Annotated in this window: 25 protein-coding genes; 8 read left to right on the forward strand and 17 right to left on the reverse strand. The window is 68.8% G+C overall.

Going from position 1 to position 21,136, the window contains the following annotated elements:
- Positions 1-27 precede the first annotated feature (27 nt).
- Complete coding sequence (locus ACIRGA_RS12600) at positions 28-888, reverse strand: 3-hydroxybutyryl-CoA dehydrogenase (protein ID WP_125784883.1); 861 nt, start codon at positions 886-888, stop codon at positions 28-30.
- Between the two features lie 87 nt (positions 889-975).
- Positions 976-1,161: a DUF3073 domain-containing protein gene (locus ACIRGA_RS12605; RefSeq protein WP_016338022.1), complete on the reverse strand. Its 186-nt coding sequence runs from the start codon at positions 1,159-1,161 to the stop codon at positions 976-978.
- A 207-nt stretch (positions 1,162-1,368) separates the two neighbouring features.
- On the opposite strand from ACIRGA_RS12605, the gene ACIRGA_RS12610 reads away from it, so the two are divergent.
- A complete protein-coding gene (locus ACIRGA_RS12610) occupies positions 1,369-2,268 on the forward strand; it encodes a hypothetical protein (protein ID WP_400939981.1) in 900 nt (299 codons plus the stop codon).
- Here ACIRGA_RS12610 and ACIRGA_RS12615 read toward each other — a convergent pair.
- From ACIRGA_RS12615 to ACIRGA_RS12625, 3 genes are all read right to left on the reverse strand, one after another.
- Positions 2,265-3,212 carry an asparaginase gene (locus ACIRGA_RS12615; protein WP_400939984.1) on the reverse strand — a complete coding sequence of 316 codons (948 nt, stop codon included), beginning with the start codon at positions 3,210-3,212 and terminating at the stop codon, positions 2,265-2,267. The genes ACIRGA_RS12610 and ACIRGA_RS12615 overlap by 4 nt on opposite strands.
- Positions 3,209-3,772, reverse strand: coding sequence for an aerial mycelium formation protein (locus ACIRGA_RS12620; protein WP_400939987.1), 564 nt, complete (start codon positions 3,770-3,772; stop codon positions 3,209-3,211). The genes ACIRGA_RS12615 and ACIRGA_RS12620 overlap by 4 nt, the downstream gene beginning before the upstream one ends.
- A gap of 409 nt (positions 3,773-4,181) precedes the next feature.
- Positions 4,182-5,309 carry a YgfZ/GcvT domain-containing protein gene (locus ACIRGA_RS12625; RefSeq protein ID WP_400939989.1) on the reverse strand — a complete coding sequence of 376 codons (1,128 nt, stop codon included), beginning with the start codon at positions 5,307-5,309 and terminating at the stop codon, positions 4,182-4,184.
- Between the two features lie 30 nt (positions 5,310-5,339).
- Here ACIRGA_RS12625 and ACIRGA_RS12630 point away from each other — a divergent pair, with 30 nt between their 5' ends.
- Positions 5,340-6,194: an aminodeoxychorismate lyase gene (locus tag ACIRGA_RS12630; RefSeq protein WP_400939992.1), complete on the forward strand. Its 855-nt coding sequence runs from the start codon at positions 5,340-5,342 to the stop codon at positions 6,192-6,194.
- Here the strand turns inward: ACIRGA_RS12630 and ACIRGA_RS12635 are convergent.
- The 10 genes from ACIRGA_RS12635 to ACIRGA_RS12680 form a co-directional block, all read right to left on the reverse strand.
- Entirely contained in the window at positions 6,187-6,420 is a 234-nt protein-coding gene (locus ACIRGA_RS12635; protein WP_400939995.1) for a hypothetical protein, read from the reverse strand. The two genes, ACIRGA_RS12630 and ACIRGA_RS12635, sit on opposite strands and share 8 nt — an antisense overlap.
- Positions 6,420-6,833: a hypothetical protein gene (locus ACIRGA_RS12640; protein WP_400939997.1), complete on the reverse strand. Its 414-nt coding sequence runs from the start codon at positions 6,831-6,833 to the stop codon at positions 6,420-6,422. Before ACIRGA_RS12640 ends, ACIRGA_RS12635 begins: the two co-directional genes overlap by 1 nt.
- Entirely contained in the window at positions 6,821-7,693 is an 873-nt protein-coding gene (locus ACIRGA_RS12645; RefSeq protein WP_400940000.1) for a biotin-dependent carboxyltransferase family protein, read from the reverse strand. The genes ACIRGA_RS12640 and ACIRGA_RS12645 overlap by 13 nt, the downstream gene beginning before the upstream one ends.
- A complete protein-coding gene (gene pxpB, locus ACIRGA_RS12650; protein WP_400940002.1) occupies positions 7,690-8,301 on the reverse strand; it encodes a 5-oxoprolinase subunit PxpB in 612 nt (203 codons plus the stop codon). Before pxpB ends, ACIRGA_RS12645 begins: the two co-directional genes overlap by 4 nt.
- A gap of 10 nt (positions 8,302-8,311) precedes the next feature.
- Complete coding sequence (locus tag ACIRGA_RS12655) at positions 8,312-8,935, reverse strand: FABP family protein (protein WP_400940005.1); 624 nt, start codon at positions 8,933-8,935, stop codon at positions 8,312-8,314.
- A 306-nt stretch (positions 8,936-9,241) separates the two neighbouring features.
- Positions 9,242-9,550 (reverse strand): DUF1416 domain-containing protein, encoded by a 309-nt coding sequence (locus ACIRGA_RS12660; protein ID WP_038521338.1) that lies wholly within the window; start codon positions 9,548-9,550, stop codon positions 9,242-9,244.
- On the reverse strand, positions 9,550-10,386 hold the full coding sequence (locus ACIRGA_RS12665) for a sulfurtransferase (RefSeq protein WP_400940008.1): 837 nt from the start codon (positions 10,384-10,386) through the stop codon (positions 9,550-9,552). The genes ACIRGA_RS12660 and ACIRGA_RS12665 overlap by 1 nt, the downstream gene beginning before the upstream one ends.
- Positions 10,387-10,407: 21 nt before the next feature.
- Entirely contained in the window at positions 10,408-10,842 is a 435-nt protein-coding gene (locus ACIRGA_RS12670; protein WP_400940011.1) for a DUF4395 domain-containing protein, read from the reverse strand.
- A gap of 226 nt (positions 10,843-11,068) precedes the next feature.
- Entirely contained in the window at positions 11,069-11,488 is a 420-nt protein-coding gene (locus ACIRGA_RS12675) for a TlpA family protein disulfide reductase (RefSeq protein ID WP_400940014.1), read from the reverse strand.
- A 7-nt stretch (positions 11,489-11,495) separates the two neighbouring features.
- Positions 11,496-12,389: a DUF2993 domain-containing protein gene (locus tag ACIRGA_RS12680; protein WP_400940016.1), complete on the reverse strand. Its 894-nt coding sequence runs from the start codon at positions 12,387-12,389 to the stop codon at positions 11,496-11,498.
- Between the two features lie 144 nt (positions 12,390-12,533).
- On the opposite strand from ACIRGA_RS12680, the gene ACIRGA_RS12685 reads away from it, so the two are divergent.
- From ACIRGA_RS12685 to pstB, 6 genes are all read left to right on the forward strand, one after another.
- Positions 12,534-13,283 (forward strand): DNA-binding response regulator, encoded by a 750-nt coding sequence (locus ACIRGA_RS12685; protein WP_400940019.1) that lies wholly within the window; start codon positions 12,534-12,536, stop codon positions 13,281-13,283.
- 63 nt (positions 13,284-13,346) lie between these two features.
- Positions 13,347-14,222, forward strand: coding sequence for a mycothiol synthase (mshD, locus tag ACIRGA_RS12690; RefSeq protein WP_400940021.1), 876 nt, complete (start codon positions 13,347-13,349; stop codon positions 14,220-14,222).
- A 229-nt stretch (positions 14,223-14,451) separates the two neighbouring features.
- Positions 14,452-15,576: a phosphate ABC transporter substrate-binding protein PstS gene (gene pstS, locus ACIRGA_RS12695; protein WP_400940023.1), complete on the forward strand. Its 1,125-nt coding sequence runs from the start codon at positions 14,452-14,454 to the stop codon at positions 15,574-15,576.
- A gap of 201 nt (positions 15,577-15,777) precedes the next feature.
- Positions 15,778-16,695 carry a phosphate ABC transporter permease subunit PstC gene (pstC, locus tag ACIRGA_RS12700; RefSeq protein WP_400940329.1) on the forward strand — a complete coding sequence of 306 codons (918 nt, stop codon included), beginning with the start codon at positions 15,778-15,780 and terminating at the stop codon, positions 16,693-16,695.
- Between the two features lie 2 nt (positions 16,696-16,697).
- Positions 16,698-17,615, forward strand: coding sequence for a phosphate ABC transporter permease PstA (gene pstA / locus ACIRGA_RS12705; protein WP_400940025.1), 918 nt, complete (start codon positions 16,698-16,700; stop codon positions 17,613-17,615).
- Positions 17,616-17,625: 10 nt separating this feature from the next.
- Positions 17,626-18,402 (forward strand): phosphate ABC transporter ATP-binding protein PstB, encoded by a 777-nt coding sequence (pstB, locus tag ACIRGA_RS12710; RefSeq protein WP_005152681.1) that lies wholly within the window; start codon positions 17,626-17,628, stop codon positions 18,400-18,402.
- A gap of 592 nt (positions 18,403-18,994) precedes the next feature.
- Here pstB and phoU read toward each other — a convergent pair.
- Together phoU and ACIRGA_RS12720 are read right to left on the reverse strand one after the other, a co-directional pair.
- Complete coding sequence (gene phoU, locus ACIRGA_RS12715; protein WP_016337999.1) at positions 18,995-19,657, reverse strand: phosphate signaling complex protein PhoU; 663 nt, start codon at positions 19,655-19,657, stop codon at positions 18,995-18,997.
- 80 nt (positions 19,658-19,737) lie between these two features.
- Positions 19,738-21,132, reverse strand: a complete 1,395-nt coding sequence (locus ACIRGA_RS12720) for an LCP family protein (RefSeq protein WP_400940331.1) — start codon at positions 21,130-21,132, stop codon at positions 19,738-19,740.
- Between the last annotated feature and the right edge of the window lie 4 nt (positions 21,133-21,136).

Raw genomic sequence — 21,136 nt, forward strand, 5'->3', positions numbered from 1 at the left:
AGAGGACTAAACGCGTAGGAAGACAAGTCAGGAGTAGCTGTAGAAGCCGCGGCCGGTCTTCTTGCCGAGCAGGCCGGCGTCGACCATGCGCAACAGCAGCGGCGGCGAGGAGTACAGCGGCTCCTTGAACTCGGCGTACATCGAGTCCGCGATCGCCTTGATGGTGTCCAGGCCGATCAGGTCCGACAGCCGCAGCGGACCCATCGGGTGCGCGGTGCCGAGCTCCATGCCGCGGTCGATGTCCTCCGCGGACGCGAAACCCGACTCGATCATCCGGATCGCCGAAAGCAGATAGGGCACGAGCAGCGAGTTCACGATGAACCCGGCGCGGTCCTGCGACCGGATCACCGTCTTGCTCAACGCCGTCGTCGCGTGCTCCTCGGCGCGGCGGGCGGTGTCGTCGCTGGTCAGCAGCGAGGGCACCAGCTCGACGAGCGGCAGCACCGGGACCGGGTTGAAGAAGTGGATGCCGACCACCTGCTGCGGGCGGCCGGTGGCCATCCCGAGCTTCATGATCGGGATCGAGGAGGTGTTGGACGCGAACACCGCGTCCTCACGCTCGACGATCTTGTCCAGCGACCGGAACACCTCGACCTTGGCCTGCTCCTGTTCCAGGATGGCCTCGATGACGAGGTCGCGGTCGGCGAACTCGCCGATCTCGGTGGTGAAGCGGAGCCGTCCGAGCGCCGCGTCGGCGTCTTCCTGCGAGAGCTTCCCGTTCTTGACGCCGCGTTGCAGCGACTTCTCGATCCGCGCCCGCCCGGAATCCAGCGCCGGCTGGTTCACCTCGGTGACGATCACGTCCAGACCGGCCCGTGCGTGCACCTCGGCGATGCCGGAGCCCATGAGCCCGGCTCCGATGACGCCTACTCGTTCTACGTCGGACATGGCACCTCCTTGTTTTTGGGCAGCACGCGACACGCGAGGGCGGTCACCGGGGCAAGCCCCGATCCACCCTCGCGTGTCACGCGTTGCTCAGCGGCGGTATTCGTCGTACCCGTCGTACGGGTCTTCGTCGTACCGCTTGTCGTCCTCGTGCCTGTCTTCCGAGGAACTACTGGACAGCTCGCGCTGCAAAGCATCGAAGTCGGTTTCGTGCGAGCTGTACTTGAGCTCGCGCGCCACCTTCGTCTGCTTGGCCTTAGCCCGGCCGCGCCCCATGGCTCGACCCCCTCGCACAGGGGCGGGGCGGCCGGGGGAATCGGCGGCCCCGCATCGTCTCGACAATTCTTTCCTGCTGACACCGTACCGTGTCCGGGGGGTTGGATGCGACGTGGCACGGTGTGCCGGTGGCGACAGTGTTCACCGAACGCCGGTTACCGGCCGGTCGGTGGCGATAGTCGCAGGTCGGCGTGCCACGATGCTCGTGTGCCCCGTCCGTTCGCGGCTTATCTCCGCGTCTATGAGCCCCTGCTCGCGCTGGGGGATCCACCGGACGAACGCCTGCTCGAGGCCGTCGAAGCGGCCCGGCTCGATCGTTCGGCCGCGGGCGAGCGCGAGCAGGCATTGTGGCTCAAGTCACAGCATGTCGGGCGATTGCTGCCCGCCGAGCTCGCGGACGGCAGGGCCGCCCCCAGTCTCGTCACCGACGTTCTCGTCCTGGACCCGGAAGACGTGCCGGAGGGTGAGCACGGCGACGCCGGTCCGGGGCCGCTGATCTGCCCGATGGAGATCCGCGCGCGCTCGGCCGCGGCGTTGGTGACCTTCCTCGGCGACGCGCATCCCGCGCTGAAGAACGCGGTGCTCGACGCCGGCGGAGCGTCGATGGACATGATCCGCTCGCGCGCGAAGTCCGCGATCGGCGACTTGTCCGCCTCGGCCTCGCACACCCTCTCGACGACGTGGACCGTTCCGCTCCCGTGGTTCGTCCTGTTCGACCCCGGGATGCGCCGGGTCAAACTCGGCAAGGGACGCGACGACCCGGAGCGCGAGGTGTCGTGGCGGGTCTCCATCGCCGACGCGCGGTATCGCGCCCGCGATGTCGGGGACCTGCTCGAAGCGACCTTCGGTGACTCCGGGCCCGGCCGGGTGCTGCTCGAGACGCGACGCTGGCTCGACAGTTTCCATCCCGGATCCGCGGTCGAACTCGACTACGGCGGGCTCGTGCAGCTCTTCGCCGACTCGATCCTGCAGGCCGACACGACCGCCGAAGAGGTGCACGACATCCTCGACGCGCTCCGCACCGGCAACGTCGACGAGCTGGCGGAACTGTTCGCCGACCTGCGGGACTTCTGGGGCGACCTGGCCGCGCGGGAACGCGCGAACTAGCCGAAGAGGCCTTCGGCGACCCTCAGCTCGCCGACCGGTTTCCCGCCGCCGAGAACGGCGTCGCGCGCGAGGGCGACGGCTTCGTCACCCGGGTCGATGCCGAGGTGACGCAGCGTCGCGAGCAGCAGCGGGATCCGGGCCCGGGCCGCGCCGTCGTCGATCTTCAGTGCCAGCGCCGTGCCGTCCGGGAGGGCGAACGCGTGCACTCCCTCGGCGCCGCCCTTCGAGAGCAGGCCGTCGATGGTCCGCATCAGCACGGTGTCCTCACGGCCGGTGCCCGCGACCTGCCACGGATGGGCGCGGACCGCGTCCGCGACGCGGCGTTCCGGGCCGCCGATGGCGGTGACGAGCCTGCCGAAGGAGCGGGCGAGACCGGTGAGGGAGAACGCGAACAGCGGGGCGCCGCAGCCGTCGACGCCGACCGTTTCGATCGTCTCGCTGGTGAGGTCGGCGACGGCGGCTTGGACGATCTTCTGCAGTGGGTGGATCTCGGCCGTGTAGTCGTCGGTCGGCCAGCCGAGCTGCGCGCAGGTCGTGAGCATCGCGGCGTGCTTGCCGGAGCAGTTCATCGCGGCCCGGCGTTTCCCCGTCGACGCCACGGCCAGCATGCTCGGCTCGTGCAGCGGGAAGGCGGGCGGGCAGGCCAGCGCGTCCTCGGTGAGTCCCGCACGGGAAAGCATCGCCAGCGCGCCTTCGACGTGGCCGGGTTCGCCGTTGTGCGATCCGCAGCCCAGCGCGAGTTCTTCGTCGCCGATCGTGAGGCCGGCGCGGAGCATCCCGACGGCCTGCAGAGGTTTGTTGGACGAGCGCGGATAGACCGGCCGCTCGATGTCGCCCGCGGAGAACCGCACCGAGCCGTCCGGGGCGGTGATCACGAGCGCGCCGCGGTGCACGCTCTCCACGAAACCGGATCGGACGACCTCGACCAGGACGGGGTTCGTCACTCGGGCCCGCCGCGTTCGGTGTCGAGCAGATCGTCGACCGACGCCGTGCCCTTGCGGTAGCGGGTCGCGATCTCGGCGTTGATCGTGTCCATCACTCCCTGCACCTCGCGGCGGTACGAGGAGACGGAGACCTCTTCGTCGGCGTAGCGGTTGAGGGCGTTGACCAGCTTCTCGTCCGAAAGGGTGCTGACGTCGGAAAGGTCCGTGTCGCCGATGAGGGCCTCGGCGAACCGCCGGTGCTCGCCCGCGCGGGACGGCTCCAGCCGCTGATGCCTGCCCGAACCCGTGGCCGGGCCGATCGCGTTGTCCGCCAGGATCGCGGCCAGCCGCTCGACGACGCTGCTCTCGCCGCCGGAGCTCCGGCGCTCCTGCTCGGCCCGCACGATGTCGATCCGCGCGTGCAGCAGGCGCCGCAGATACGACAGGTCGGTCTCCTCCTGCGCGGCCTCGTCACGGCGCTCGCGCAGCACGGAAAGGGTCAGCTCGCCGAGGTCGCTGAGATACCCAGGGCCGAGCACGCGGTCGATACGACGGCGACCACCGGGCCGGACTTCGATCACGCGCGTAGCTTATCGCGCTCCAGCGAAAATGTTCCGCAGGGAGCGATACCACAAGGATCCTCACCTCTCGCGACACCCTCCGCGGGGCCGCTGCTCCTTCGGTTCCTTCCAGAGCCCGCCCCCCACCCGTCCCGGGGGCGGCCCCTGGTCCAGTCTACCGGGGGTGGGCGGGGAAAGGTGCTGGTCGGCGGAGTTGTCCACAGGTGGGGATGGTTGTGGACAACTTGTGGATGGCTGGGTGGGCGCGGGTGGTGAGTACATGAAGGACCCCTTCCTGTACCTAGGCGCAAGTATGGGGGCCTTCATGTACTTGGGCCGCGGTAGTGAAGGCCTCCTTGAGGGACCCAGAGTCCCTCAAGGAGGCCTTCACGGAACGCGCCGACCAGCGCGCCGACCAGCGAGAAGTCGCCTAGCCCCGCAGTCGCTGAGCCGCTTCCCGGCCGGGAGCCGGAGCCTCACCCGGGACCGAGTCCGGGTCGATGGCCGCCTGCACGACGCGGTCCTCGGCGCCGACCAGCAGTTCCGCGCCGGGCTGTGTCGAGCGTTTGACCAGCGCCAGCGCGATCGGGCCCAGTTCGTGGTGCTGCACCACGCTGCCGACGCGCCCCACCGTCCGCTCGCCCAGCACCACCGGATCGCCGGTTTCCGGCGTGATCTCCGGCGAGCCGTCCAGATGCAGCAGCGCCATGTACCGCGGCGGCCGCCCGACGTTGTGGACCTTCGCGACGGTCTCCTGCCCGCGGTAGCAGCCCTTCGCCACGTGCGCGGCGGAGTCGACCCAATTCACCTCGTGCGGGATCGTGCGCTCGTCGGTGTCGATGCCCAGCCGCGGCCGCAGCGATTCGACCCGCAGCGCGTCGAAGGCCCAGCTGCCCGCGGGTCGCGCGCCAGCGTCGGTCAGGCGGCGCCACCAGGTGGCGAGTTCGGCGCGGGGCACGGCGAGGTCGACGCTGTGCCGTCCCGGCCACGGCATCCGCCGCGCGAAACCGCCGGGGATCGCCACGACCGAGTACGGCTCCGAGCCCACGGAGACGCCCACGGAGTCCAGCACGCGGTCCGCTTCGGGGCCCAGGACGGTCAGCAGCGCCAGCTCGTCCGAGACATCGCGGATGTCCACTTTGGACCAGAACTTCATCGCTTCGAGGTACTCGCGCAGGGTCTGCTTGCCGCCGGACGGCAACGCGCTGGACGCCATCGCGCCCCTGTCGCTGTCCAGCCACACCGTGCCGTCCGCGTGCGCGACGACCATATGCGTGTCGACGCGGCCCTGGCTGTCCAGCACGAGCGCCTCGGTGCCGGTGCCTTCGGCGAGCCCGGTGACGTGCTGCGAGATCACCAAATGCAGCCAGGACAAGCGTTCTTCCCCGGTCACGGCCAGGATCTCGCGGTGCGAACGGTCGATCACCACCGCGCCGCGCGCCGCGGTCCGTTGCTCGGCGAAGGGGTCACCCCAATGCCACGGGACACCCTCTTCCGGATGCCCGTCGGGTGCCGCGATCGGTCCGGGAAGGTCGAGCAGGGGGGAGCGGTAGGGCATGAAACCCATGCTAGTGAGTACCGTGTCCCCATGCGCGTGCTTGCCTTCCTCGACGGGACCCTGGCCGACCCCGAAGCCGCTCACCTGCGGGTGGACGATCTGGGACTGCTTCGCGGCGACGGCGTGTTCGAGACGATCCTCGTCGTCGACGGACGGCCTCGTGAGCTCCGCCCGCACCTCGAGCGGCTGGCCCGTTCCGCGGCCATGCTCGACCTGCCGGAGCCGGACCTCGCCGACTGGGAGCGCGCCGCGCAGGTCGTCATCGACAACTGGTCCGGCCCGGCCGAGATCGCGCTGAAACTGGTGTACACCAGGGGAATCGACGGCGATCCGGAAGCGAAGCCGTTCGGTTTCGCGCTCGGCGTGGAGATCGACGAGAAGGTCCAGCGGGCCCGCGTCGAAGGCGTCGCGGCGATCACCCTCGAGCGCGGTATCGAGCCCGAGCTCGCCGAGCGCGCGCCGTGGCTGCTGCTCGGCGCGAAGTCGATTTCGTACGGCGTCAACATGGCGGCGCTGCGGGAGGCGGGCCGCCGGGGCGCGAGCGATGTGATTTTCACCGCCGCCAATGGTTCGGTCTTCGAAGGACCGACTTCCACGGTCGTCCTCGCGAAGGACAGGACGCTCTACACGCCGCCGGCGACCATCGGCATCCTGCCGGGAACGACGCAGGCGGCGCTGTTCCGCGGCGCCGAGCGCGCGGGCTGGTCGGTCAAGGTCGAGCCGCTCAAGGTCTCGGACCTCACTGAGGGCGAAGGTCTTTTCCTCGCGTCGTCGGTCCGCAAGCTGACGAGGGTGCACACGCTCGACGGCGTCGCCCTCACCGACTCCAGCGCGATCCACGCCGAGCTGGCCGCCGCGTACGAGAGCGAGTACGCGATCAGCTGAGCGTCGCGCGCAGCTTGGCGATGGTCCGGAGGACCTCGTCCCGGTGCTTCGCCGCGGGCAGCCGCGCGACCAGGGGCATGCCGAGAGGATTCCTGAGCCCGGCGCAGGTCAGCCGCTCACGGGTGACCGAGGCCCGGCGCGAGCAGCGCGGGCAGACGACCAGGATCGGCTCGTCGGCCAGGTGCCTCAGCCGAAGTTGCGGATCGCGGAACCGTGAGGCGTCCATCAGCTGAGCGGGCTGATGATCAGCAGATGCGGCAGGATCGCTTCTTCACGGTAGGCAGCGATCTTGTGGTGCCCGTCGAGGATCACCGCCGCGTCGGAGGTCTCCAGCACGACCGCGACCGGCCGGTGCCCGCTCTTGATCGCGGTCCGGTAGTAGCCGACCCGGGACACGTCGGCGGGCGGCCAGTCGGCGCTCGGGGTCAGGTAGCGGTCCTCGGTCAGCCGTTCGGGTCCGGTGACCTGGTACTCGCCGTCGGCGAAGAGATCGAGAAGCGGACGGAGCGTGTCGCCGAGCGGACGCCGCATCTGGCCCGTGGCCAGCGCGATCCGCAGCGACTGCGGCAGTTCCGGTTGGGTTGGGAGCGAATTCGTGTCGATGACACCCGTGCCACCGTCGACCTTTACCTGTTCCACACCCTCGTGGACGAGTGGAAGCGGAGAAGGGTTCCGGGTCTGGCCTGCGCGAGGGCCGGGAGTGACGCCTGTCTCACCACGGCCGCCACGGGATAACCACCGGTAGTCGGATGATCCGCCAAGAACACCACCGGCAACCCGTTCGGCGGCACCTGGACGGCGCCGGTCAGCAGGCCCTCGCTCGGTAGTTCCCGCCCCGCGTAGTCGTCCCCGCGAGTCAACGCGGGTCCGTCGAGCCGGAGGCCGACGCGGTTGGATTCCGCCGTCACCGTCCAGGTGTTCGCGAGCCCCGCCGCCAGGTTCTCGAACCAGTGCGCCCGCGGGCCGGGGTCCACCCGCACGACCAGTTCCGCCGGTGCCGTCGTGGGCAGCACGACGTCGGCGCCTCCGGGCACGGACGCCGTGCCGAGCGGCAGGACGTCGCCCTCCTTCAGCGGCGCGGGGCCGATCTCCGAAAGGACGTCGCGCGATCGGCTGCCGAGTTCCGCGTCGACCGTGATGCCGCCGGAAACCGCCAGGTAGCACCGTAATCCGGTGGCGGGCGCGCCGATCGTCACGACCTGCCCCCTCGCCAGCCACACCGGGGCGTGCGAGCCGACAGGACGCCCGTCCACCTCGACGGCGACGGCAGGGCCGGTCACCGCGACCGTGCAGGACGTCGTCGCGCGCAGCCGCAACCCGCCGAACAGGCACTCCACGCCGGCCGCGTCCTCGGCGTTGCCGACGAGCCGGTTGGCCAGTTTCAGCGCCGGGACGTCCAGCGCGCCCGACGGCGGCACGCCGAGATGCGCGTAGCCGGGCCTGCCGAGATCTTGGACCAGCGCGAGCGGGCCGGTCGCGACCACTTCGAGGGCCCTCATCCGGCGCTCCGGAACCGCACGCGGTCGCCGGGCGCCAGCAGGGCCGGCGGGTCGGCGCGCGGATCGAACAGGACGGTCCGGGTGTGGCCGATAAGCCGCCAGCCGCCGGGTGAGACGCGTGGGTACACGCCGGTGAATTCACCCGCGATGCCGACCGAACCCGGTGGCACGCGAGTGCGCGGCGCCGTCAGCCGCGGCTGACGGAGCGGCTCGGGAAGTCCTGTCAGGTAACCGAAGCCGGGCGCGAACCCGGTGAACGCCACGGTGTAGTCGGCGCCGGTGTGCAGCCGGACGACGTCCTCAGTGGACACTCCGGCGTCCCGCGCGACGAGTTCGAGATCCTCGCCGTCGTAGGTCACGTCGAGGGTGATCTCGCGGGATTCGCCTTCCGGCGGATGTTCGAGGTCGGCGTCCGCCAGCAGGTCACGGACGGCCGTGAGCGCGCCCGAGCCCGGGGTTTCCACCACGAGCAGGCTGCGGGCGCCGGGAACGAGTTCGGTGAGCCCGGCCGGGCGCGCGGACGAGATCGTCGCGTGCGCGGCCATCGCTTCGGTGAGGGAAGCACAGTCGAGCAGGGCGGCGTGCTCGCCGTAGGCACGCCACCGCATGGGAAAGAGGTCAGCCCACCACGCGACGCAGCAGCGCCGACGTGTGCGGCTGCAGTTCCTGGCCCATCATGGCGCGCTCCTCGACGTAGCCGAGTTCGCCGTTGACGATGCCGTAGAGCCGCTGCGAAGCCGTGACGTCCTTGGCCGTCGACGTGCGGACGACCGCGTCGGTGCCCAACTCCCACGCCGGGACCGAGGCCTTGCCACGCGGCTTGCCGTAGAAGAGCTCCACGATGCCGGTGTTGTGGGTCAGCAGCAGCTCGATCGTGTCGTCGGCCTGCGGGCGCCAGAACCCGGATTCGCGCGCGGCGGGACGGATGACCTTCCCGTCCTCGTCGAGCAGCCAGGCACGCGCCTCGTGCGTGAGGAACGGGCGGCCGTCGTGCGCGATGGTCAGCTGCATGCCGAACCGGTACGGGCCCTCGATGGTCGGGTAGTCGACCTCGCCCTCACCACGCCAGACGCCGACGAGCGGCAGGAGCGCCAAGCAGGCGTCGTTGAGGTTCGGACCCTCGCGCAGGTTCGCCGTGTCGCCCGGGACGGGCATGTCGTCGAACTGGGGAAGGTTCCGGTCGCGCGTGTTCTCCGCGCGCTTTTCCGCGGCCTGGATGGCCTCGTCGCCACTAGCCGTCATGGGTCAGCGCTGGTCCGCGTAAAGCCGGTAGACGACGTACACGGCGAACCAGGTGATCGCGACGCCGGCGAGCACCAGCAGGGTCGTAAACAGGATCTCCACGCCACGCACTTTAGTCGCTACCTGCCCGGACAGGCCTGCCGAGGTCGCGTGGCAGTGCCCACAGGAGCTGAAGGACGCTTTCACCGCATGTGACGCGACGAAGGGGCCCTTCACCGCTGGAATCCAGGCCGGGGCGCGCAGCGCCTCAGTTGAGGGCGGCGGCGGGGGCATGGATGGAGCGGTGAAGGGCCCCTTCAGCCCGTCTTAGGCGACCGAGATGGCCAGCTGGTGCACGCCCGGGCCCTGCGCAGTGACGGAGGCTTCGCCGTTGCCGGAGCGGTGCAGCGCGCGCACCGTCCAGTCACCGGGGGCCGCGTAGAAGCGGAAGTCGCCGTCGGCCGACGAGACCACTTCGCCGGTGAAGTCGCCGCCGCCGTCCAGCAACCGCACGAAGGCGCCGCCGACGGGGCCCTCCGAACCGGTGACCTTGCCGGCCAGCACGACCTGGCCGCGGGTGTCGTAATCGGCGGGCGTGGCCTCCTGGACCGGCGCGCCGCAGCTGTCGTCTGCCATCACTTGGCTCCCAACTCGACCGGCACGCCGACGAGCGAGCCGTATTCCGTCCATGAACCGTCGTAGTTCTTCACCTGGTCGTAGCCGAGGAGCTCGTGCAGCGCGAACCACGCGATGGACGAACGCTCACCGATCCGGCAGTACGCGATCGTGGACTTCGACTCGTCGAGGCCCTCGTCGGAGTACAGCTCCTTGATCTCTTCCTCGGTCTTGAAGGTGCCGTCCTCGTTGGCGACCTTCGCCCACGGGACGTTCAGCGCGCCCGGGATGTGGCCGGGGACCTGCGACTGCTCCTGCGGCAGGTGCGCCGGGGCGAGCAGCTTGCCGGAGAACTCGTCGGGCGAGCGCACGTCGACGAAGTTGCTGGCGCCGATGGCCTGGACGACCTCGTCGCGGAAGGCGCGGATCGAGAGGTCCTGTTCCTTGGCCTTGTACTCGGTCGGCTCGCGCTTGACGTCCTCGGAGCTCAGCTCGCGGCCGTCGAGCTCCCACTTCTTGCGGCCGCCGTCGAGCAGCTGCACGTTCTCGTGGCCGTAGAGCTTGAAGTACCAGTAGGCGTAGGCGGCGAACCAGTTGTTGTTGCCGCCGTAGAGGATAACGCGGTCGTCGTTCGAGATGCCCTTCTCGGACAGCAGCTTCTCGAAGCCCTCCTTGTTGACGAAGTCGCGGCGGACCCCGTCCTGCAGGTCCTTGCGCCAGTCGAACTTCACCGCACCGCGGATGTGTCCGTTGTCGTACGCGGTCGTGTCCTCGTCGACCTCGATGAACACGACACCCGGGGTGTCCAGGTTCTCCTCGGCCCACTGGGTGGTGACCAGGACGTCTTCACGGCTCATGGAGCTGACTCTCTTTCTGGGTTAGGACGCGCGAGGGCTGGGGCTGAAACGCTTGATGAGCAGGTACATCTCGCAACCGAGACAGAAGTTGAACGCCGCGTTGAGGAAGGCCGCGAACAGCGCGAACGCCGTGGCGACGAACCCGAGCGCGGTCAGGCCGGCGGCGAAACCGACGGTGCCGGCCACGGCGAACACGAACCCGACGGCCTGTGCGAACCGCAGCGGGGCGGCGTCCTCGCGTTCGGTCGTCGGGCCGAGCCGCGGCGCGACGAGGTAGCGATAGATCAGGGAGTACGGCGCCGGCTTCAGTCCGACGAAGGCACCGATCGCGAACACCACCGCCTGCGCCGCGAGCAGTGGCCACCACTGGGTGATGAGCACGACCGCGAGCACGATCGTCGTCAGGATGGCGGCGAAACGCGGACCACGGGGGTCGACGGCCGGTCCTGCGGACATGGTTCCTCCTGCGAACGAGAGGGAAGGAGATGCGTGCCGTGCGGGCACGCGCAGGCGAGGTTCAGCGGACGCCGGGACACAGGCTGCTGCGAACGCGGCACAGATCCACTGCGCGGCGCTGGGTCAGCAAGGTTCGGGGCAGCCTGTTCACGGGCACGAGGGTACGCAGAGCTCCCTCAGGTTGGGAACCGTGTTCACACCTTGGGACGCTTCCCAAAATTCGGGATCAGACGTTCGCCAGATGGGGCTTCAGGGCTTCGAGAAGCTCCTGACCACGGGGAACGCCGCCGACGCGGAAGACCTCCCGGCCGTCCGGCGTCAAGGCCAGCGTCGTCGGAGTCCGCAATATCGAAAGTGCCTGGGCGACTTCGGGGGTTTCGGTGACGTCCAGATCGACGTGCGAGAGGCCGTCGGTCTTGTCCGCGAGCGATGACAGGATCGCGCGGGTGTGGCGGCACGGCGCGCAGAACGTCGTGGAGATCTGGACCAGGGTGACGCCTTCGGGTGAGAGGGCGTCCGAGACGCGGCCGGGCAGAGTGGGCGCGCCGGGCTTGGCCGCGCGGATCCGGCCGTTGCGCGCTTGTAACAGCGCGCCCGCGACCCCGCCGAGCACCAAGACGCCCAGCAGCACCCACACTCCGGTCATCCGCAAATCACCCCTGAGGCTTCGCTCCGCTGAAGGCGACGTTCTTGCCTTCACCCTTGATGGTCACCGAGCCGCTGTTGACGCGCACCGACGTCGGGGTCACCGAGAACGGCATCGCGCCGGTGTCGATGGCCGCGTTGAAGTTCGGCAGCAGCGCGTCCTGTACCGCTTGGGGAACGACGGTGGTCTCCTTGTCATTCCCGAACTGCAGCCGCTTCGGCTCGAGACGGATCTTCTGCCCGTCCAGTTCGATCATCGCGAAGCAGAAGATCTCCACCTTCTGCCCGGCGATCTGGACGTTGCCCGACACCCGGATCCCGGCGCTGGCGGTGTCCACCGGCTCGCCGTTCTCGTTGGTCGCCGTCGGCTTCGTCTCGCCCTGGCCGCTGTCGCCGTTGCGGACGTAGTCCTCGGTGACCGGTTCGATCTTGAGGTTCTCGATCTTGTCCAGCGGTGCCTGCCGCGCGATGTCCGCGGCCTTGATCGTCACCTCGCCCTTGAGCGTGCCGATGACGATCGACTTCGTGTTGCCGGACGTCAGGTCCGAGAGCGGCGCCGTGACGTCGCTCATGTCCGCGTTGAAGTCCACGTCACGCAGCTTCGGCGGAACGGCGACGCCCTGGGCGTTGATGGTGATGTGACTGTAGTCACCGGATAGGGCCTGGGTCAGGAACGGGAAACCGTGCACCGTGACCGCCGGATCGTTGGCCAGGTCGAGCTGTTGGCGGGCCTTCTGGGAGATCGTGTGCTCGGCGAACGCCGCCGCCCCGAAATCGGCCCCGACCAGCAGGACCACCAGTACCGCGAGGGCGATGAGCCAGCCCCGGCCACGGCGCTTTCCTCGCTTGGCGGACCGGCCGGGAGAGGGTCGGTCGTCCTGCGCCACGGGCCTGCTCACCATTGCGTCGAATCTCCTTCGTGAACCTCTTTGGGCAGGTGTGATCGATCCAGCACGGGGTAGGTCCTCGGCTGTTCACCCGCTATTCTCACTAAGCACCGGCGGTCGCCACGTTCGAGGCGACCACGATATGAAGGCGGTGCGGCGATGAGCCTGGACCTTCTGGTACTGACCGCGGAAGCGGATGCCACCTCGGTGTTGCCCGCCCTGGATCTGCTGCCCCACACCGTACGCGTCCGTGCTCCGGAAGTGACCGCGCTGCTCGACGCCGGCCACCGCGACGTCATCGTCCTCGACGCGCGCACCGATCTCGCCTCCGCGAAGAGCCTCTGCCGTCTGCTCAAGGGCGCCGGTGAGGACGAAGCCTCCACGCCGGTCATCGCCGTCGTCGGCGAAGGCGGGCTGGTCGCGGTCAGCGCGGAATGGCGCACCGACGACATCCTCCTCCCGACGGCCGGTCCCGCCGAGGTCGACGCCCGGCTGCGGCTGGTCACCACCCGCGACGGCAGCGCCTCCCAGGTCGACGCCGAGCTCCGCGTCGGTGACCTGGTGATCGACGAAGCGACTTACACCGCGAAGCTGCGCAAGCGCACTCTCGAGCTCACTTACAAGGAGTTCGAACTCCTCAAGTACCTCGCGCAGCACGCCGGCCGGGTGTTCACCCGCGCGCAGCTGCTGCAGGAGGTCTGGGGTTACGACTTCTTCGGCGGCACGCGCACGGTCGACGTCCACGTCCGGCGTCTGCGCGCGAAGCTGGGGCCGGAGCACGAGCAGATGATCGGGACCGTGCGCAATGTCGGCTACAAGTTCGAGCGGCCCTCGAAGGGCAGCGCGGCCAAGCAGGCCGTCGCCCCGGACGCGAGCGTCTACGAGCCGAGCGAGTTTTCCGCGCACTGAGTCCCCTCTCCTGCCTGACAAGACGCTCGGGCAGGTGCCGGGTTCCCGGGTAGGGTCGATTTCATGCTCGATCTGGCTTGGACCGGTGAACCGGACACGGAAGAGGTCCACGACTTCCTCCTCGCCGTGCGCGAGGCCGACGGCCGCCCGGAAGACACCGGTTTCGACGGTGGGCGGCACCTCCTCGGTCACGTCGACGGCGAGTTGGTCGCGTACGCGCACCTGGACACCGCGGGCGATTCGCACGGCAACCAGGTCGCCGAACTGTTCGTCCATCCCGCGCACCGCCGCTCCGGTCACGGCAGGGCGCTCACCAGGGCGCTCGTCGAGCAGGCCGCGGGGAAACCGCTGCGCGTCTGGGCGCACGGCGATCACCCCGGCGCAGTGCATCTCGCCGGGACCGAAGGGTTCGAACGCGCTCGCGAACTGCTGATCCTGCACGCGGACGTCGAGACGGCCGACTGGCCGGAGCCCGTGACGCGCGAGGGCGTCACGCTGCGCACGTTCGTCCCCGGTCAGGACGAGGAAGCGATGGTGCGCGTCAACGCCCGCGCCTTCGACTGGCACCCCGAGCAGGGCGCGCTGACCGCCGACGAGGTCCGGGCGACCGAGCAGGACGCCTGGTTCGACCCCGAGGGCTTCTTCCTCGCGGAGGAGGACGGCGAGGTCATCGGTTTCCATTGGACGAAGGTCCACGAGGCGGTCCCCGGCCGGTTCGGCGGCGAGCCCGCCGGCGAGGTCTACGTCGTCGGCATCGACCCGGACGCGCAAGGCGGAGGCCTCGGGAAGGCTCTCACGCTGGCCGGGCTGCGCTATCTCCGTGATCGCGGGCTCGGGCAAGTGATCTTGTACGTCGAAGGGGACAACGCGCCCGCACTCGCCGTGTATTCGAAGCTCGGCTTCACCCGATACGAGGTAGACGTTCAATACGCACGGTAACCGTATTCACACGGGCGGCACTTGACCGGTCACGGAGAGCAGACGCGCAGGTCACGGGCGGGACACGGGCCACTTTCGGAGTAGTCGCGCTGCTCACATCGGCCGCCTTGTTCACTTGCCGTTCACCCTTAGACGGCCGCCTGTCCACTGTCGGTGCTTAATGTCCGGGTCCGGAGGGAACGCTCCCGTTCCACCGATCCGGCGAAAGTCTCCCAGTGGAGGAAATGCAGTGAAGATCATGCGGCCCGCGGGCGCGATCGGCATCGTGGCCACCGCCGCCCTCGTGCTCGGCGCCTGTGGATCCGACCCGGCGGCGACCAAGCCCGGCAGCACGGGTGCCGCCGCCGCTCCCAGCGGCGCGGCCGACGTCCAGTGCGGCGGCAAGAGCCCGCTTTCGGCCGAGGGCTCGTCCGCGCAGAAGACCGCGATCGACATCTTCGTGCAGGCCTACGCCGCCAAGTGCTCCGGCCAGAAGGTGAACTACAACCCCAGCGGTTCCGGCGCCGGCATCAAGCAGTTCAACGCGAACCAGGTCGACTTCGCCGGTTCCGACTCGCCGCTCAAGGCCGAAGAGGCCGAGAAGGCCAAGGCCCGCTGCGCCTCCGACGCGTGGAACCTCCCGCTCGTCGTCGGCCCGGTCGCGGTCGCCTACAAGGTTTCCGGCGTCGACAAGCTGACCCTGACCCCCGAGGTCACCGCCAAGATCTTCAACGGCGGCATCACCAAGTGGAACGACCCGGCCATCAAGGCGGTCAAGGGCAACGAGAGCGTCAACCTGCCGGACAAGGCCATCCAGGTCATCTCCCGCACCGACGAATCGGGCACCACGGACAACTTCCAGAAGTACCTGAAGGTCGCGTCCAAGGGCGCTTGGACCCAGGGCGACGGCAAGAAGTTCAACGGTGGCGTCGGTAACGGTGCCGAGAAGTCCAACGGTGTGGCCAGCGCGGTCAAGGCCGCAGACGGCGCCATCACCTACGTCGAGTCCGCGTTCGCGAAGGACGGCCTCAACGCCGCCCTGATCGACAGCGGTTCCGGTGGTGTCGAGCTCAGCGCGGCGAACGTCGCCAAGGCCCTCGACGCGGCGAAGTTCAAGAAGGAGGGCACGAACGACCTGGCCCTCGACCTGGACTCCATCTACTCCAGCAACGTGCCCGGCGCCTACCCGGTCATCCTCGCCACCTACGAGATCGTCTGCTCCAAGTACGCGGACGCCGAGGTCGCCAAGGCCGTCAAGGCGTTCCTGAACGTCGCCGCCACCGACGGTCAGAAGCCGCTCTCGGACAAGGGCTACGTCCCGATCCCGCAGAGCCTGCAGGACAAGGTCCTCACCGCCGTCAAGGCCATCGCCTGACCGTCGACGAGGCTGATCGGTAACCAGGCTGGACAGAAGTAGTCGATGAGCGATTCGTCTTCGCCCAGTACGCCCACCGGCGACCCCGGTGGGCGTTCTGGCGTCCGCGAGACCTTCACGGAGGATCCGATTTCGGAGCAACCTGCCGCGTCACCGCCCGAGGAGTCCTCGGTGCGCCTCGCGAGCCCCAATTCCAGGACGGTGCGACCCGGTGACCGCATCTTCCAGATCCTGACCACCGGAGCCGGCGTCTTCGTCGTCTCGCTGATCGGCCTGATCGGGTTGTTCCTGCTGGTGCAGGCCATCCCGGCACTCCAGGCCGACAACGTGAACTTCCTGACCAGCCAGGTCTGGCAGACCACCCCGGACGACATGCGCTTCGGGATCATGGGCCTGCTGCTGGTCACGGTGTACTCGTCGCTGCTGGCGCTGATCATCGCGATGCCGGTCTCGCTCGGGATCGCCCTCTTCCTCACCCAGTACGCGCCGAAGCGGCTGGCGAAGCCGTTCGCGTACGTGATCGACCTGCTCGCCGCGGTCCCCTCGATCATCTACGGCCTGTGGGGCCTGATGGTCTTCGCGCCGGCGATCGAGCCGTTCTCCCAATGGGTCAACGACACCTTCTCGTGGATCCCCCTCTTCGCGGCGGGCAACGTCTCGCCGGACCTGCGCGGCACCATCTTCACCGCGGGCATCGTGCTGGCCGTGATGATCCTGCCGATCATCACCTCGCTGTCCCGTGAGGTGTTCGAGCGGACGCCGACCCCGCATATCGAAGGCGCGCTGGCGCTGGGCGCCACCCGCTGGGAGGTCATCCGCACCACGGTGCTCCCGTTCGGCAAGGCGGGGTACATCGGCGCTTCGATGCTCGGCCTCGGCCGCGCGCTCGGCGAGACGATCGCGCTCGCGATCATCCTGACCGGCGCGGTCGGCCGCGAGTTCACCTGGAGCCTCTTCGACGGCGGCGCGACGTTCGCTTCGAAGATCGCGGCGGACTACGCGGAACTCAACAACGAGATCTCGGCGGGCGCGTACATCGCCGCGGGCCTCGTGCTGTTCCTGCTGACGCTCGTCGTCAACTTCATCGCGCGATCCGTCATCGCCAAGAAGGGGGACTGAGCATGTCCACCACGCTCGAGAAGACCCCCGCCAGCACCCCCGCCTTCCAGCAGGTCAGCACGGCGAGGAAGGTCAAGAACGGCCTCGCGACGGGACTGATCTGGCTGTCGTTCCTGATCGCCGTCGTGCCGCTGGTGTGGCTGCTCGCCACGGTGGTCATCAACGGCGTCAAGCGGATCCCCTACAGCAACTGGTGGACCGAGGACTTCGGCTCGGTGCTGTCGGACGAGGTCGGCGGCGGCGTCGTGCACGCGGTCATCGGTTCGGTGCTGCAGGGCCTGGTCTGCGCGGTCATCGCGGTCCCGATCGGCATGCTGGTCGCGATCTACCTGGTCGAGTACGGCCGCGGCAAACTCGCGAAGGTCACGACCTTCATGGTGGACATCCTCTCCGGTGTCCCCTCGATCGTCGCGGCGCTGTTCATCTACGCGCTGTGGATCACGACGTTCGGCCTCCCGCGCAGCGGTTTCGCCGTGTCGCTCGCCCTGGTGCTGCTGATGATCCCGGTGGTCGTGCGCTCGTCGGAGGAGATGCTGCGGATCGTCCCGGACGACCTGCGCGAAGCCTCCTACGCGCTCGGCGTGCCGAAGTGGAAGACGATCATGAAGATCGTCCTGCCGACCGCGCTGTCCGGCATCATCGGCGGCATCATGATGGCGCTCGCCCGGGTCATGGGCGAGACCGCGCCGCTGCTGGTCCTCGTGGGGTACTCCGCCTACGTGAACTGGGACATCTTCGGTGGCGAGCAGGCCGCACTGCCACTTCTGATGAACAACGAACGGGTCAGCAACCCGTTCGACGAAGGGACCGTCGCGTTCGACAGGATCTGGGGTGCGGCACTCACCCTGGTACTGATCATCGCGATCGTGAACCTCCTCGCCATGCTCTTTGCCCGTCTTGTCGCCCCGAAGAAGAAGTGAGCTGTTTGAGATGGCCAAACGAATCGACGTCAAAGACGTGGACATCTACTACGGCAAATTCCACGCCGTGGACGGCGTCACCCTCTCGGTGCCGCCGCGGAACGTCACCGCGTTCATCGGCCCGTCGGGCTGCGGCAAGTCGACGGTGCTGCGCACGCTGAACCGCATGCACGAGGTCATCCCCGGCGCCCGCGTCGAGGGCGAGGTGCTGCTCGACGGCGAGGACATCTACGGCGCCGGGGTCGACCCCGTGCAGGTCCGCCGCACCATCGGCATGGTGTTCCAGCGCCCCAACCCGTTCCCGACGATGTCCATCCGCGACAACGTCGTGGCGGGCCTGCGCCTCGGCGGCACCAAGGGCAAGAAGGAGCTCGACGAGGTCGCCGAGCGCGCCCTGCGCGGCGCGAACCTGTGGAACGAGGTCAAGGACCGGCTGAACAAACCGGGCGGCGGCCTCTCCGGTGGTCAGCAGCAGCGGCTCTGCATCGCGCGGGCGATCGCCGTGCGGCCCGACGTGCTGCTGATGGACGAACCGTGCTCCGCGCTCGACCCGATCTCGACGCTCGCCATCGAGGACCTGATCGGTGAGCTCAAGAAGGAGTACACGATCGTCATCGTGACGCACAACATGCAGCAGGCGGCGCGGGTCTCGGACCAGACCGCGTTCTTCAACCTGGCGGGCGTCGGCCAGCCGGGACGGCTGGTGGAGCTGAACGACACCGAGAAGATCTTCTCGAATCCGGACGAGAAGGCGACCGAGGACTACATCTCGGGGCGGTTCGGCTGAGTCTCTTTCTTTGCGCGTGAAGGCCCCCTTTCCTCGGCTCAGCCGAGGAAAGGGGGCCTTCACGCGCTTGGGGTCTGGTCTGGCGGCGGCGAGGCGTCGCGAAAGCCACTTTCGCGACGTTGGATGTCCCGAAAGTGGCTTTCGCGACACCTTCCTGCAGCTCAAAGGGCCAGGCGAGCGGCGGTACAGGTGATCGCAGGGGTCGTGAAGGCCTCCTTGCCTACCCTGAAGGTAGGGAAGGAGGCCTTCACGGACTACGCGATCGCCACCCGGCCTCAGCAACACCACCAGCCCCAGTAGTCACAACGACTGCGCGTGAAGGTCACCTTGCAGGGGCGAGCGAGTGCGGCGGTGGCCGGGCGGTACAGGTGGTGGGGGGGGGGGGGGGGGGGGGGGGGGGGCGCCCCCCCCCCCCCCCCCCCCCCCCGCCGGCGGCGGGGGGGCCGGGCCGGCCCTGGTGGGCGCGGGGGGGCGCGCGGTCTCCCCCCCCACCCCCCCACCCACGACCCGCGCGGGGGCCGGCCCGGCCGTGACACGACGAAGGGGCCCTTCACCGCGTGAGATGCGGTGAAGGGCCCCTTCGCGACAGCGATTACAGCTCGTCCGGGCCGTAGCCGGGCATCTTGCCGGTCACCACGAAGATCATCCGGCGCGCGACCGAGACGGCGTGGTCGGCGAAGCGCTCGTAGAAGCGGCCCAGCAGGGTGACGTCCACGGCCGCGGCGACGCCGTGGTCCCAGTTCCGGTCCATGATGACCGTGAACAGGTGCTTGTGGATCTCGTCGACCTCGTCGTCGTCCGACTCGATCGTGCGGGCGGCCTCGACGTCCTTGGACTTGATGACCTGCTCGACCTGCCGGGCCAGGCTCACGCCGACCTCGCCCATCTTGGCGAAGTCCGCCTTCACCTCTTCGGGCAGCACGGGGTCCGGGTGGCGGCGGCGCGCGGCCTTGGCCACGTGCAGCGCCAGATCGCCCATCCGCTCCAGGCTTTCCGCCGCGTGGATCGCGGCGAGGACGGTCCGGAGGTCGGTCGCGACAGGTGCCTGCAGAGCCAGCAGCGCGTACGCCTGCTCCTCGCATTCGGCGCGCGCGTCGTCGACCTTCGCGTCGTCGCTGATGACCTGCTCGGCGAGTCCGAGATCGACCTCGAGCAACGCCCGGGTCGCCCGCTCCATCGCGTCGGCGACCTGGAGCGACATGCTCGCTAGGTTCTCGGCGAGCTGTTCGAGTTCGACATGGTAAGCCTCACGCATGGCCCAACCCTACGGGGAAGAGGGGCCAAAAGCCGCATCCCAGAGTGAACCTGACATGAACCCGGACTAACGAATGATCCTCAGCCTGAGCTGCTGCTCTTCTTGGCGCCGCCGGACTTGGCGGAGCTGGTCGGAGCCGACGCGGTGTCGCTCGCGGGAGGCGCCGGGGCCTTCTCTTCCAGCGGCGTGTTGTTGATCAGCGCTTCGAAGACGGCCTTCGTCCTGCTCTGCACCAGCACCTCGTTGCCGCGTTTGTTCGCCTCGCCGGTGGTGGGCACGGTGAGGAACTTGACCTTGTCCGAGCCCATGCCGCGCATCGACTTCGCCAGCGTCATCATCTGCTTTATCCCGAGGTTTTCGCCGAAGGTGGCCTTGGCGAACGCGTCGATGAAGCCGCTGAGCTTGCCGGTGTCCAGGATGACGTCCTTCGACATCACCGTCTTCAGCAGCGCGCCGAGGAAGGCCTGCTGTCGTTTGATCCGGCCGTAGTCCGACGTCGGGTCGCCCTTGACGTGCCGCGCCCGCACGTAGTTCAGCGCCTGATCGCCGGAGATCCGCACTTCGCCCGCCTGCGGGATGACCATGCCGAGGGTTTCGTCGTCGACCGGCCGCTCGTTGTACACGGTGACGCCTTGCACGGCGTCGACCATGGATTTGAAGCCGTTGAAGTCGATCCCGACGAAGTGGTTGATCTTCATGCCGGTGATCTGCTGGATGACCTTCGTGACGCACTGCGGGCCGCCGACCGCGTAGGCCGTGTTCAGCTTCGCGATCTTCTGCGCCGGCGAGGTCTCTTCCTTGTACGACGACGTCGCCGGGTCCCAGCGCTTGCATTCGGGGCGGCTGATCTCGAGGTCACGCGGGAAGGACACCATCACGACGCGCTGCCGGTCGGCGGGGACGTGCGCGATCATGACCGTGTCCGACCGGGCGCCCGGCGTGCCTTCGGCGTCGCCGACACCGTCTTCGGCGGCCGCGCCGTCACGGGTGTCGGAGCCGACCATCAGGAAGTTTTCGTCGCCGGTCTGGCCGGCGGCGTCCTGGATGTCGGTGGAGTCCTCGTCGAGCGAGGCGACGTTGTTGAACTTCGCGTCGAACCAGGTCTGGGCGCCCCACGCCGAACCGATCGAGAGGAACACGAGCGCGGCGACCACGGCGGCGGCGATCCGGCCCGCCTTGGCCGTCTGCTTGGTCTTGCGTTCCTTCTTCTCCTGCAGCCGGGTCTGCGGCGCGGATTCCTCGGCAGGGTCGGGATCGGTGGTCGTGACCACCCGCTGGAGCGCCGTGCGGGTCTGCTCCAGCAGCGCGGCGGGGCGCAGGGCGAGACGTTCGCGGCGCTCGCGCTTCTTGGCCTCTTCGGCCTCGAGTTCGTCGTGCGCGGCGGAAAACCGGGCGAGCGTGTGGTCGATCTTGCGCTTGATGATCGTCGCGTCGTCGATCGCTTCGAGCTCGTCGGTCATCGTGAGCCGGTCCATCTCG

This window comes from Amycolatopsis sp. NPDC102389 (assembly GCF_044765885.1).
Taxonomy (GTDB): domain Bacteria; phylum Actinomycetota; class Actinomycetes; order Mycobacteriales; family Pseudonocardiaceae; genus Amycolatopsis.

Excerpts from the sequence above, each read along its gene's own strand:
- pstA (WP_400940025.1), top strand. The coding sequence starts at position 16,698 with ATGTCCACCACGCTCGAGAAGACCCCCGCCAGCACCCCCGCCTTCCAG.
- ACIRGA_RS12680 (WP_400940016.1), bottom strand. The coding sequence starts at position 12,389 with ATGGTGAGCAGGCCCGTGGCGCAGGACGACCGACCCTCTCCCGGCCGG.
- ACIRGA_RS12665 (WP_400940008.1), bottom strand. The coding sequence starts at position 10,386 with ATGAGCCGTGAAGACGTCCTGGTCACCACCCAGTGGGCCGAGGAGAAC.
- ACIRGA_RS12655 (WP_400940005.1), bottom strand. The coding sequence starts at position 8,935 with ATGACGGCTAGTGGCGACGAGGCCATCCAGGCCGCGGAAAAGCGCGCG.
- ACIRGA_RS12675 (WP_400940014.1), bottom strand. The coding sequence starts at position 11,488 with ATGACCGGAGTGTGGGTGCTGCTGGGCGTCTTGGTGCTCGGCGGGGTC.
- ACIRGA_RS12625 (WP_400939989.1), bottom strand. The coding sequence starts at position 5,309 with ATGCCCTACCGCTCCCCCCTGCTCGACCTTCCCGGACCGATCGCGGCA.
- ACIRGA_RS12645 (WP_400940000.1), bottom strand. The coding sequence starts at position 7,693 with ATGAGGGCCCTCGAAGTGGTCGCGACCGGCCCGCTCGCGCTGGTCCAA.
- ACIRGA_RS12605 (WP_016338022.1), bottom strand. The coding sequence starts at position 1,161 with ATGGGGCGCGGCCGGGCTAAGGCCAAGCAGACGAAGGTGGCGCGCGAG.
- mshD (WP_400940021.1), top strand. The coding sequence starts at position 13,347 with ATGCTCGATCTGGCTTGGACCGGTGAACCGGACACGGAAGAGGTCCAC.
- ACIRGA_RS12720 (WP_400940331.1), bottom strand. The coding sequence starts at position 21,132 with ATGGACCGGCTCACGATGACCGACGAGCTCGAAGCGATCGACGACGCG.
- pxpB (WP_400940002.1), bottom strand. The coding sequence starts at position 8,301 with ATGCGGTGGCGTGCCTACGGCGAGCACGCCGCCCTGCTCGACTGTGCT.
- ACIRGA_RS12685 (WP_400940019.1), top strand. The coding sequence starts at position 12,534 with ATGAGCCTGGACCTTCTGGTACTGACCGCGGAAGCGGATGCCACCTCG.
- pstB (WP_005152681.1), top strand. The coding sequence starts at position 17,626 with ATGGCCAAACGAATCGACGTCAAAGACGTGGACATCTACTACGGCAAA.
- ACIRGA_RS12670 (WP_400940011.1), bottom strand. The coding sequence starts at position 10,842 with ATGTCCGCAGGACCGGCCGTCGACCCCCGTGGTCCGCGTTTCGCCGCC.
- ACIRGA_RS12630 (WP_400939992.1), top strand. The coding sequence starts at position 5,340 with ATGCGCGTGCTTGCCTTCCTCGACGGGACCCTGGCCGACCCCGAAGCC.
- ACIRGA_RS12600 (WP_125784883.1), bottom strand. The coding sequence starts at position 888 with ATGTCCGACGTAGAACGAGTAGGCGTCATCGGAGCCGGGCTCATGGGC.
- phoU (WP_016337999.1), bottom strand. The coding sequence starts at position 19,657 with ATGCGTGAGGCTTACCATGTCGAACTCGAACAGCTCGCCGAGAACCTA.
- ACIRGA_RS12660 (WP_038521338.1), bottom strand. The coding sequence starts at position 9,550 with ATGGCAGACGACAGCTGCGGCGCGCCGGTCCAGGAGGCCACGCCCGCC.
- ACIRGA_RS12635 (WP_400939995.1), bottom strand. The coding sequence starts at position 6,420 with ATGGACGCCTCACGGTTCCGCGATCCGCAACTTCGGCTGAGGCACCTG.